The organism is Streptomyces sp. NPDC056600 (assembly GCF_042792855.1).
Lineage (GTDB): Bacteria > Actinomycetota > Actinomycetes > Streptomycetales > Streptomycetaceae > Streptomyces.
The window spans coordinates 78,575-90,215 of record NZ_JBHTVQ010000009.1 but is presented as its reverse complement, the minus strand read 5'-3'; the positions used below and the strand labels follow the sequence as shown (position 1 = coordinate 90,215).

Genomic DNA, 11,641 nt, shown 5'->3' with positions numbered 1-11,641 from the left:
CGAACGGGACGCCGGGGGAGGGGAGCAGCGGCATGCCCGCCATTCGCCTGACCAAGGTCGAGCAGACCGCGCCCGCGCTGGTCAACCTGTACAGGACCGCCGGCCGCACCGTCGCCCGCCACGGCCTGGAGGGCGAACGCGCCGCCGTGTACCTGGTGATCGACCACAGCGGCTCCATGAAGCCCTACTACAACAACGGCAGCGTCCAGGCCCTCGCCGACCGCGTGCTGTCCCTCGCCGCCCACTTCGACGACGACGGCATCGTCCCCACCGTCTTCTTCTCCACCGAGGTCGACGCGGTCACCGACATCGAACTCGCCCGCCACCAGGGCGCGATCGAGCGCATCCTCGCCGGGCTCGGCCACATGGGGAAGACCAGCTACCACCTCGCGATGGACGCCGTCATCGACCACCACCTCGACAGCGGCGCCACCGCACCCGCCCTGGTGATCTTCCAGACCGACGGCGGCCCGATCAGCCGCCCCGCCGCCGAACGCTACGTCTGCAAGGCGGCCCGGCTGCCGATCTTCTGGCAGTTCGTGGGCTTCGGCGACCCGCACAGCAAGCAGTTCGACTTCCTGCGCAAGCTCGACGAACTCGACGTCCCCGGCAAGCGCGTGGTCGACAACGCCGGCTTCTTCCACGCCGGACAGGACCCGCTCAAGGTCTCCGACGACGCCCTCTACGAGCGCCTCCTCGGCGAGTTCCCCACCTGGCTCCGCGCCGCCCGCGCCCAGGGCATCGTGCGCTGACCGCACCTCGCGCCCGGAGCAAGGACAGCGTTCCGGCGTCGCTCTGTCGGTCGTCCGAAGTAGTGTTCGGGCCGTCGCGCCAACACCGTGAGGAACGAACGAAATTGACCGAGCTGTCTGCCTTCCCGCTGCCCTTCTCCGCGTCCGCGCACGCCCAGGAGCCCCGAACCCTCGGGGAGATCCAGATGATGCGGTGCAGCGCACACATCAGGGAGAAGCCCGAGTGGTACGTCAAGAAGGACGACGCGGAGGTGACCGCCCGATGGACGCGGGAAGCGGTTGATCAGGGCCTGACCGAAGCCCGGATACGGTACGTCCTCGCCGAGCTCGCCCACTACGCCGAGCTCCGCGACGGACGGACCGGCATCGAGGTGTCCGCCGTGGACGGGGTCTGGAAGTCGGACAGCCTCGTCGAGGACGAGCTCAGGGACAGGCTGCGCGAGGCGGTCCGCGTCCTGGAGGAGGTCCCCGAGGAGGACAAGGACTGGCACCCGGGCTCCGACGGCCAGGTGCTCGACCTCGTCCACCCCTCCCTCTTCTGCCTCGTGCGCGACGTCAGCGGCGGCCCCGAGCGCGCCTGGGAGAAGCCCCGGAACCGCCCGTCCTCCAGCTACTACGGCTCGACCCGCCCGGGATACGAGTTCTCCGACCGCTTCCAGTGGCTCCCCACGGACGTCGCGGTCGGCGACGACGGGGACGTCACCTTCCGCTCCTACGTCAACAACGTCCACCCGGAGAGGCACCGCGAACTCGCCGACGTGCTGCCCGAGTTGTTCGCCCGGGTGCGCCCCCTGTTCGAGCGGGTCCTCACCGGCCTGCGCCACCCGCGGCCCCCGCGCATCGAGGCCGACCCCTGGTCCTGGTACCGGGACGAGGACGGCAACGGCGAGCCGGTCTGGCCCGGCAACGAGGACCAGGAGGCGCTGAAGGCATGGTCGGAGGCGTACGACGCGTGGCACGAGAACCGCACCCCGGTCATCCCGGACCCGCCGGAGTTCGCTCCGCCCGCCGCGCCCGACGAGAGCGACCGCGTCGACCTGTGCGGCCGTGACCTGCAGGTCATCGTCAAGCTCGCCACCATCCACCTCACGCCGGAGAAGCCCGAGTACGCCGGCGGGTCCTGGCACGTCGAGGGCATGCTCAACGAGCGCATCGTCTCGACCTGTCTCTACTACTGGGACAACGAGAACATCACCGAGAGCCGCCTCGGCTTCCGCACGGCGGTCGACGAACCCGAGTACGAGCAGAACGACGACGAAGGCGTGCGCGCGGTCTACGGCCTGGAGAACGAGGGCCCGCTGAACCAGGAACTGGGCTCGGCGGGCACCCCGGCCGGCCGCTGCCTGGCGTTCCCGAACGTCCTCCAGCACCGCGTGGCCCCGTTCCGCCTCGCGGACCCCACCCGGGCCGGGCACCGCAAGATCCTCGCCTTCTTCCTCGTGGACCCGTCGGAGCGCATCGTCTCCACCTCCGACGTGCCGCCGCAGCAGCCGTGGGCCGACACGTCGACCATGACGCTGGAGGAGGCCAAGAGCTACCGCGAGGAGCTCATGAAGGAGCGCAAGTTCTTCGTCGACGAGCACAACCAGGAGGTCTACGAGCGGGAGTTCTCCCTCTGCGAGCACTGACCGGCGCGTGGCCGGCGTGGCCGGACCGTGGTGGCATGGGCCGGTGGTGGCACGGGCCCCGGGGCACGGGCCGTGCCACGCCGGGGCTCGGCGCTCTGACATGATCACGTGGTGAGCGGGACGAGGGAACCGGCCGTCGACGCCGTCGAGTCGCATGTCAGGGCGTTCTTCACGGGCCACTCCGTGGAGGCCGTCACCTACGACCTGGGGCCCGGGCGGCGTGAGGTGCTGCCCGAACTGCGCGTCCTCGTCGTGGGGCCCGGCCCCCGCGGCGACGCCTGGGCCTACGTCACGGCGGGCTGCTGGTCCGCGATGGAGAGGAACGGCCGCGGACTCGAGTTCGTCATGACCGCGCACGTCCGCGACCAGCGGTTCGTCGACCTGATGGCGATGCTCGCGTACTACCACTGCGGAGGGCACCGGCTCGACCTGGCGCACAGCATGCCCCTCGGCGAACCGTGGGTCCCCGGCTCGACCTGCGACCACCTGCTGATCAGCCTGCCCTACCTCCACGGACCCGCCCTCGAACACTGCCCGCTCCCCGGCGGCGGCCACGCCCGCATCCTCTGGGTGCTGCCGGTGACCCGCGCCGAGATCGAGTACCGCCGACGGCACGGCCACGAGGCGCTGGAGCGGCTCCTCGACGAGGCGCGGATCATCCCGACGGCCCCGTTCAGGGCCTCGGTCGTCTGACGTGCTCGGCCCCGCCGGGACGGGCGGAGGTCCCCAGGGTTGCCCCGAGGCGGCCGCCTGCCCCCACACTGGACCCATGACCCACCAGCAGGAAGCACTCACCGACCCGCCGCCGGGCCTCCCGCGCCGCGTGTGGTGCCGCCTGTGCGGATCCGAACTCCGGGACGCGGAGTCCCGCCGCAGGGGCTTCGGACCGGAGTGCGACCCCGACCGGAGGTTCGAGCACCGGTCCCACGACGTCGACCAGGAACCGCTGCCGGGGCTGTGACCGGCCCGGGCGGAGACCGGGCCGGAGCGCCTGGCCCGAGGCGGCGCCTGGCCCATGCGGAGCGGGTGTCCGCGTCAGCCGCTTCTCGAACCGGTGACGGGCATACGGATCGTCGCCGAAGGCGGGAACCACCGGGTGGCTACCGCTCGCGGCTGAGGGTCTGGAAGTTCCCGTACTCGGGGTCACCCACGCTGCGCCGCATCTCCGGTTCCTCCTCCGAGCCGCCGAAGTTCCACGGGTTGCCCTCGCAGACGGTGACCGTCACCAGCTCGGCCGCCTCGTCACCGGGATACAGCGACCACGTGCCGGTGCCGTCGCACTCCGACACCTTGTCGCCGTCGGCGTCGTACTCGGCGAGTCGAGTCGCGACCGCGGTGCCGTCGTCCCTGAGGTGCAGGGTCCCGGCGCTGCCTCCGGTCCACGTCCCCACCACGTCGGCCCGGGCGAGTCTCTGCTCCTGCCACAGGCACCCCGTGGCCAGCAGCACCAGGACGATGCCCGCCGCCGCGCCCCCGCCCCGCCGCGCCCCATGTATCCGCACCGGTCCGCTTCGCATGACTTCCCCTCGTGTGCGTGCCGCGTCGCCGAGCAATTCGTCTGCCGCGGTGACGTGTTGCCACCATGGCACGAGAATTGAACGCATTCAAATCTGCCGGACGGCCGGGGACCGGGGCCTCCCTGGAGACCTGCCGAGCCCACCGGGATCGGCAGGGCCGCGGTTCCGCCGGTATCCGCGAGGCGTTGGCGGCAGCCAAGCCCTATGATCACGTCGCCCCGGCGTCCGCCGCGGCCGCAGAAGACCTCGCAGAACAGGCCGCACGATGACGAGCACCCCGCACAAGGCCCCCTGGCTCCTTGCCCGTTCCGCCCAGGTGGCGATCGCGGCGGCAGCCGTGGCCGACCTGTTCCGCGCGACGGCCCTGCGGGAGAGCTACCTGGACCCCACTCCCGCGAACGACCTCGCGGCGGCGCAGGCCTCCATGGTCATGGGCAGCCTGATGCTCCTGGCGACGGTCCTCTTCCTCACCTGGCTCGTGCGGTCCCGCCGCATCGCGGAGCAGGTGTCCCCGGACGCGCCGCTGCCCGGTGCCGGCTGGACGGTCGGCGCGTGGTTCGTGCCGGTGGCCAACCTGTTCGTGCCGCGCCGGTTCCTGCTCGACATCGGCAGGGCGACCTCCGCGACGTGGACGAACAAGCGGGACAGCGCCCTGGTGAACAACTGGTGGGCCGCGTGGATCGGCCACGCGCTGTTCCTCGCCGTGTTCGGCCAGATGGCCCCCGGCTCGCTCGCCGTCCTCGTCGTGGCCCAGGTGCTCATGTTCGCCGCCGCCGTCCTCGCCGGGCTCATGATCCAGCGCCTCACCACGCTGCAGTCCTCGGCGGCCACCCACACCACCGCCGCGCCCGGCACACCCGTCGCCCAGGCCTGAGCCGCGGCAGCCGTGGAGGAGCCCCAGCCGCTGGAGCCGCACCTCGCCGCCGTCGTCGCCCTGCTGCGGAAGGCGTTCCCCACCGGGGTCGACGCGCAGGACCGGCTGCCGCTGCTCGCGGTGCCGGCGGAGGGGCTCTGCGAGGAGAACGCCGGACGGGTCGCTGCGGCGTTCCTCAGGGCGGACCGGCACGCGGTGGAGAACGGCGCCGCACGCCCGCCGAACCGCGCACGACGGGACCGCGCCGCCGTGCTGCGCCTGCGGCTCGAGCGGTACGGCTGGGACCCGGAGGAGGGCTGACCGGGAGCGGGGCGTCACCGCGACGGCCCACACCGTGAGACCCGCCGCCCCGCGTTCGCCCCGGGGGAACGCCGCCGCCTACAGTGATCGACCATGACGACCAGCAACAACGCCCCCGTCGACCCCGCCGTCCGCGAGGAGCTCGGCCGCCTGCGCGACAGCATCGACAACATCGACGCCGCCGTCGTCCACATGCTCGCAGAACGGTTCAAGTGCACCCAGCAGGTCGGCTTCCTCAAGGCCAAGCACCAGCTGCCGCCCGCCGACCCGAACCGCGAGTCCGAGCAGATCGCCCGCCTGCGGCGGCTCGCCGAGAGCGCCAAACTCGACCCCGCCTTCGCGGAGAAGCTGCTCAACTTCGTCATCGCGGAGGTCATCCGCCACCACGAGCGCATCGCCGAGCAGACCGACGACACCGGCGACGGCACCCCGGCCTGACCTCGCCGTCGCCCCCGTGCGCCCCGCCACGCCCCGCCCGCCCGGGGCAACGAGCGGGTAACCCCCCTGCGCACGGAGCCCCGCATCAGGCAGCATGTGCCCATGTCCGTACTGACGCGCGACGAAGCGCAGACCCGAGCAGACCTCCTCACGGTCCAGCACTACACCGTGGATCTCGACCTCACCACCGGCGAGGACACCTTCGACTCCCGGACCACCGTCCGGTTCACCGCCCGCGCCGACGCGGACACCTTCGTCGAACTCAAGCCCGCCGAACTGCGCACCGCCACGCTCGACGGACACCCGATCGACCCGGCCGCCCTCGAGGACAACCGGCTCCCGCTCACCCTCACGGCCGGCGAGCACGAACTCGTCGTCGACGCCGCCATGCGCTACTCCCGCACCGGCGAAGGCATGCACCGCTTCACCGACCCCACCGACGGTGAGACGTACGTCTACACCCAGCTCTTCCTCGACGACGTCCAGCGCGTCTACGCCGCCTTCGACCAGCCCGACCTCAAGGCCACCTTCGACGTCACCGTCAAGGCGCCCGAAGACTGGACCGTCCTCGCCAACAGCCGCACCACCCACGACGGCGACGGCACCTGGACCGCGGCCACCACCCCCGCCATCTCCACCTACCTGCTGGCCGTCGCCGCGGGCCCCTGGCACTCCATCCGCACCCAGCACCGCGGACTGCCCTTCGGCATCCACTGCCGCGCCAGCCTCGCACCCCACCTCGAGACCGACGCCGACGAGATCCTCGAGATCACCACCCGCTGCTTCGACCGCTACCACGCCAAGTTCGACGAGCCGTACCCCTTCGACTCCTACGACCAGGCGTTCGTCCCCGAGTTCAACGCCGGCGCCATGGAGAACCCCGGCCTCGTCACCTTCCGCGACGAGTTCGTCTACCGCTCCGCCGTCACCGACACCGAACGCCAGACCCGCGCCATGGTCATCGCCCACGAGATGGCCCACATGTGGTTCGGCGACCTCGTCACCCTGCGCTGGTGGGACGACATCTGGCTCAACGAGTCCTTCGCCGAGTACATGGGCTACCAGACCCTCGTCGAGGCCACCCGGTACACCGACACCTGGACCGAGTTCGCCGTCACCCGCAAGAGCTGGGGATACGACGCCGACCAGCGGCCCTCCACCCACCCCGTCGCCCCCGACGACGTCCCCGACACCGCAGCCGCGCTCCTCAACTTCGACGGCATCTCCTACGCCAAGGGCGCCAGCGCCCTGCGCCAGCTCGTCACCTGGCTCGGCGAGAAGGACTTCCTGGCCGGCATCAACACCCACTTCGCCCGCCACAAGTTCTCCAACGCCAGCCTCGCCGACTTCCTCGACTCCCTGGCCGCCCACACCGACCGCGACGTCCACGCCTGGGCCGACGCCTGGCTGCGCACCAGCGGCGTCGACACCCTCACCGCCACCGTCGACACCGAGCCCGGCCACTGGAGCCTCGCCCTCGGCCACCAGGGCAGCCGCCCCCACCGCATCACCGTCGCCGTCTACGACCGCGTCCTCGGCACCGACCGCACCCTGGTCCTGCGCGAACGCCACGAGACCGACGTCCCCGGCGGGCCCGAGACCCACACCGGCGTCCGCCCCGCCCTCGTCGCCCCCAACGACCACGACCAGACCTACGCCAAGATCCGCCTCGACGCCGACTCCCTGGAGACCGTCCTCGGCGGACTCTCCCAGGTCCCCGACGGCCTCACCCGCGCCGTCCTGTGGAACACCCTGCGCGACATGGCCCGCGACGGCGAACTCGCCCCCCTCGACTACCTGCGGACCGCGAGCGCCCACCTCCCCGAGGAGAGCGACCTCGCCATCGTGCAGGGCGTCCTCACCTTCGCCCGCGGCCAGATCGCCGACCGCTACCTCGAACCCGGCCGCCGCCCCGAGGCCCTCGCCCTCATCGGCGAACTCTGCCGCGACCTCCTGCGCCGCACCGAGGACGGCTCCCAGCCCGGCCTGCGCCTCACCGCCGTCCGCCACCGCATCGACAGCGCCCTGCGCGCCGACACCCTCACCGCCTGGCTCGCCGACGACACCGTCCCCGGCGGCCCCGAACTCGACCCCGAACTGCGCTGGCGCATCCTCGCCCGCCTCGCCGTCCTCGGCGCCGCCGACGAGAACGCCATCGCCGCCGAACTCGAACGCGACCCCAGCGCCACCGGCCAGGAAGGCGCCGCCCGCTGCCGCGCCGCCCTCCCCGACGCCGAGGCCAAGAAGCGCGCCTGGGACGCCATGTTCCGCGACGACGACCTCTCCAACTACCTGTTCACCGCCACCGCCAAGGGCTTCTGGCAGCCCGAACAGGCAGACCTCACCACCGAGTACGTCACCCGCTTCTTCACCGACGCCCCGGCCGTCGCCCACCGCAGGGGACCCGCCATCGCCGAGGCCGCCGGCCACTGGGCCTTCCCCGCCCACGCCGTCGACCAGGACACCCTGCGCCGCGGCCAGGACACCCTCGACGGCGACGACGTCACCCCCGCGCTGCGCCGCAAGCTCACCGACCAGCTCGACGACCTCGCCCGCGCCCTGCGGGTCCGCGAGGCGAGCTGACCGGACCGGACGGAGAAGGACAGGGGACGCGGACCGGCCGCCCGCGTCCCCGCACCCCCGTGGTCGTTAGCACTCCGGACCCCCACGGAGGACGACCACCCATGACACACCCCGCACCGGACGACACCGCCCGCGAGCTCCCGGCCGCTCCCGAGCAGGTGGGGGTGCCCCCGGACGAAGTCTGGGGGAGAACCTCACCGCGCGACCTGGTCGGCATCGGCATCGGCCCCGCCAACCTCTCCCTCGCCGCCCTCGCCCAGCCCCTCGAACAGCTCGACACCGCCTTCTACGAACGCCGCCCCGGCTTCGACTGGCACGCCGGCCTCCTCATCGAGGGCACCACGCTCCAGGTCCCCTTCCTCGCCGACCTGGTCACCCTCGTCGACCCCGCCAGCCCCTGGAGCTTCCTCAACCACCTCAGGGCCAAGGACCGGCTCTACCCCTTCTACTTCGCCGAACGCTGGCACATCCACCGCGCCGAGTACGACGCCTACTGCCGGTGGGTCAGCGAACGCCTCCCCGGCCTCCACTTCCGCCACCGGGTCGACACCATCCGCTGGAACCCCCGCCGCGCCCTCTTCGAGGTCGACCACACCCGCCTCGACCCCGACGGCCGGCCCCACAGCCGCCACCGCACCCCGGCCCGCCACATCGCCCTCGGCATCGGCACCGAACCCCACGTCCCCGAACCCCTGCGGGCCCTCACCGACGACGCGCGCACCCCCGTCGTCCACTCCGGCGACTACCTCCACCACCGCGACACCCTGCTCGCCGCCCGGCACGTCACCGTCATCGGCACCGGACAGTCCGGAGCCGAGGTCTTCCTCGACCTGCTCCGCCACCGCCCCGCCGGCCTGGAGAACATCCACTGGCTCGGCCGCAGCCCCGCCTTCGCCCCCATGGAGTACTCCAAGCTCGGGCTCGAACACTTCACCCCGGACTACACCCGCTACTTCCACCAGCTCGACGAACCCGTCCGCGACCAGCTCGTCGCCGGCCAGTGGCAGCTCCACAAGGGCATCGACACCGACACCATCGCCGCCATCCACGACGAGCTCTACCGCCGCACCCTCGACGGCGGCCGCCCCGACACCCACCTCACCCCCGCCGTCCACGTCCACACCGCGCAACGCACCACCGAGGGAACCGTCCGCCTCGGCCTCGAACACACCCAGCAGCACACCCGCGCCACCCTGGAGACCGACGCCGTCGTCCTCGCCACCGGCTACCGCCAGCGCCCCCTGGACCCCCTCCTCACCGGCCTCGCCCCCCACCTGCGCCGCGACAACGCCGGCCGCCCCCAGATCGACGAGCACTACCGGCTGCGCCTCGACGACAGCATCACCGGCCACGTCTACGTCCAGAACGCCGAACTCCACACCCACGGCGTCGGCGCACCCGACCTCGGCCTCGTCGCCTGGCGCAGCGCCACCATCCTCAACACCCTTACCGGCAAGGAGGTCTACCGGCTGCCCCGGCGCACCGCCTTCACCACCTTCGGCCTGTGCTGACCACCCCGCCCGGAGCAGCACGGAGGAGTACGGCGGAGCACGGGGGGAGAGTCAGGAAACGCCGACGGCGCCGGCGGGGAACCCGCCGACGCCGCCGACCGGACCGCAGCCCGGCCCCGCACCACTGGACCTAGAAGACCGGGACGCCGTCCCGCGTCAGACGCCAGTCCACCGACGCGAAGTCCTTCGGGTCCAGCACACCCTTCGCCGTCACCCACTCCGCGATCCGCGTCCGGATCTCCGTCGACTCCGCCCACACCTCGGGCGCCGACGCCACGTGCGGATACGCGCTGCCGCCGTTCGCCCGGTAGTTGTTCACCGCCATCACGAACTTCTTGTCGGCCGGCACCGCCGCGCCCTCGAACGTCAGGTTCTTGATCCGCGAACCCGCCGGCTGCGCGATGTCGATGTCGTAGCTCACGCCCGACACGTAGTCGTACGCGTAGTCCGGACGGTTCCCCGCGTTCGTCAAGGTGTTCACGTCCACCGGCGCGCCCGGGGCGACCTGCGCGTAGTACAGCGCCGAGAACTCCAGGTAGTCCTTCAGCTGCGCGCCCGTCAGGACCTTCGCCACCAGCGTGTTGTCGTACACGTACAGGCTCGACAGGTCCCGGATCGTCACCTCGCCCGCCGGGATCTCCGACGTCCGCGAGAACGGCGACGCCTGCGCCACCACCGGCAGCGAGGCGTACTCGGTGCCGGCCAGCGCGGCCTTCACCACGTCCTCCTGCACCTTCGCGATCAGGTCGATGATCGGCTCGTCCTTGTACCGCGCCTCCACCGTCGTCAGCGTCACCGTGGCCGTGCCGACCACCTGGTTGACGTACTCCACGACCGCGTCGTGCTGCTCCTGCAGCAGCGCCACGATCTGCGGGTCCTCGACCGCGTTCTTGGAGTCGCGCAGCGACGCCTTCACCGACTCGACCGACCAGCGGCCCTTGTCGAAGACCAGCTCGATGTCGAAGAGCGACAGCCGCTCACCCCACATCAGCGGCTCGGACAGCACGACCTCCTTGCCCGACTCCTCGTTCACCACCCGCAGCTCGGCGATCTCCTTGTGGGCGTGACCCACCAGGATCGCGTCGATGCCCGGAACCAGCCGCGCCACGTTCGCCGCGGAGTTCTCCACGTAGGGAAGCTGGTCGCTCCACGAGGACGTGCCCGAGGTGCCCGAGTGCGCCGAGACGATCACGACGTCCGCGCCCATCGCCCGCAGCTTCGGCACCCACAGCGCGGCCTGCTCCTCCAGACCCGGGAACTTCAGCTTGCCCTGCACGTACGCCTTGTCCCAGATCGCGATGCCCGGGTTCGTCAGACCCAGGACCGCCACCTTCACCGGACGCGCCGAACCGGGGACGTGGAAGGACTTGAGGAAGTACGGGGGGAACGCCGGCTTCAGCGTCGTCGCGTCCACCGCGTTGGCGCCCAGCAGCGGGAAGTCGCACTGCGACTCGAACTTCCGCAGCAGCTCGATGCCGTAGTTGAACTCGTGGTTGCCCAGCGCGACCGCGTCGTAGCCGATCTTGTTCATCGCCCGCGCCATCGGGTGCACCGGACCGCCCGCGGCGGTGATCGGGTCCACCTTGGCGTAGTAGTACGTCAGCGGGGTGCCCTGGATGGTGTCACCGGCGTCGATCAGCATCGTCCGCCCGGCGCCCTTCTCCTCGCGCACCTCCTTCACCAGCGAGGAGATGCGCGCCAGACCCAGCGCGTTGCCCGCCGCGTCCTTGTACTGGGCGTCCTTGTAGTAGTCCCAGTTGAAGACGTTGCCGTGCAGGTCGGTGGAGCCCATCACCGTCAGGGAGAAACGCTTCCCCGGACGACCCTGGGCGTCGACGGCCGCCACCGGTGCCGCCTGAGCGGCCGGAGCCCCCATCACACCTCCCGCCAGCGCCACACCCGCACCCGTCACAGCGGACTTCTTCAGAAACTTCCGGCGATCCAACGCCATGCTCCCGCACCTTCCCGACAACACTTCCGGACAACAAGCCCAACGCTCAATGCCAACGCGCGTAGATTCTTCACCACGCGCCCCCGT

General features: G+C 71.5%; 11 protein-coding genes. 9 read left to right on the top strand and 2 right to left on the bottom strand.

Annotation, left to right across the window (positions count from 1 at the left end; all coding sequences use genetic code 11):
* Positions 1 to 32: 32 nt before the first annotated feature.
* The 4 genes from ACFRAV_RS07515 to ACFRAV_RS07500 all read left to right on the top strand — a co-directional run bounded on the left by ACFRAV_RS07515 (position 33) and on the right by ACFRAV_RS07500 (position 3,341).
* Positions 33 to 752, top strand: a complete 720-nt coding sequence (locus tag ACFRAV_RS07515; RefSeq protein WP_382552444.1) for a vWA domain-containing protein — start codon at positions 33 to 35, stop codon at positions 750 to 752.
* Between the two features lie 62 nt (positions 753 to 814).
* Positions 815 to 2,380, top strand: a complete 1,566-nt coding sequence (locus tag ACFRAV_RS07510; protein WP_382552442.1) for a DUF4246 domain-containing protein — start codon at positions 815 to 817, stop codon at positions 2,378 to 2,380.
* Positions 2,381 to 2,491: 111 nt separating this feature from the next.
* Positions 2,492 to 3,073, top strand: a complete 582-nt coding sequence (locus ACFRAV_RS07505) for a suppressor of fused domain protein (protein WP_382552441.1) — start codon at positions 2,492 to 2,494, stop codon at positions 3,071 to 3,073.
* Positions 3,074 to 3,149: 76 nt separating this feature from the next.
* Positions 3,150 to 3,341 carry a DUF6011 domain-containing protein gene (locus ACFRAV_RS07500; RefSeq protein WP_382552439.1) on the top strand — a complete coding sequence of 64 codons (192 nt, stop codon included), beginning with the start codon at positions 3,150 to 3,152 and terminating at the stop codon, positions 3,339 to 3,341.
* Between the two features lie 139 nt (positions 3,342 to 3,480).
* Here ACFRAV_RS07500 and ACFRAV_RS07495 read toward each other — a convergent pair whose 3' ends face one another.
* The gene (locus tag ACFRAV_RS07495) at positions 3,481 to 3,897 is read right to left on the bottom strand and encodes a hypothetical protein (protein WP_382552438.1); all 417 of its coding nucleotides are present in this window, start codon (positions 3,895 to 3,897) and stop codon (positions 3,481 to 3,483) included.
* A gap of 265 nt (positions 3,898 to 4,162) precedes the next feature.
* On the opposite strand from ACFRAV_RS07495, the gene ACFRAV_RS07490 reads away from it, so the two are divergent.
* The 5 genes from ACFRAV_RS07490 to ACFRAV_RS07470 all read left to right on the top strand — a co-directional run bounded on the left by ACFRAV_RS07490 (position 4,163) and on the right by ACFRAV_RS07470 (position 9,603).
* Entirely contained in the window at positions 4,163 to 4,771 is a 609-nt protein-coding gene (locus ACFRAV_RS07490; protein WP_382552437.1) for a DUF4328 domain-containing protein, read from the top strand.
* 12 nt (positions 4,772 to 4,783) lie between these two features.
* Positions 4,784 to 5,071, top strand: a complete 288-nt coding sequence (locus tag ACFRAV_RS07485) for a DUF3349 domain-containing protein (RefSeq protein WP_382552435.1) — start codon at positions 4,784 to 4,786, stop codon at positions 5,069 to 5,071.
* A 93-nt stretch (positions 5,072 to 5,164) separates the two neighbouring features.
* Positions 5,165 to 5,509: a chorismate mutase gene (locus tag ACFRAV_RS07480; protein ID WP_382552434.1), complete on the top strand. Its 345-nt coding sequence runs from the start codon at positions 5,165 to 5,167 to the stop codon at positions 5,507 to 5,509.
* 102 nt (positions 5,510 to 5,611) lie between these two features.
* Positions 5,612 to 8,092: an aminopeptidase N gene (gene pepN, locus ACFRAV_RS07475; RefSeq protein ID WP_382552433.1), complete on the top strand. Its 2,481-nt coding sequence runs from the start codon at positions 5,612 to 5,614 to the stop codon at positions 8,090 to 8,092.
* A 101-nt stretch (positions 8,093 to 8,193) separates the two neighbouring features.
* Positions 8,194 to 9,603, top strand: coding sequence for a lysine N(6)-hydroxylase/L-ornithine N(5)-oxygenase family protein (locus tag ACFRAV_RS07470; RefSeq protein ID WP_382552431.1), 1,410 nt, complete (start codon positions 8,194 to 8,196; stop codon positions 9,601 to 9,603).
* Between the two features lie 130 nt (positions 9,604 to 9,733).
* Here the strand turns inward: ACFRAV_RS07470 and ACFRAV_RS07465 are convergent, their stop codons facing one another.
* A complete protein-coding gene (locus ACFRAV_RS07465) occupies positions 9,734 to 11,554 on the bottom strand; it encodes a bifunctional metallophosphatase/5'-nucleotidase (RefSeq protein WP_382552429.1) in 1,821 nt (606 codons plus the stop codon).
* Positions 11,555 to 11,641: the final 87 nt, after the last annotated feature.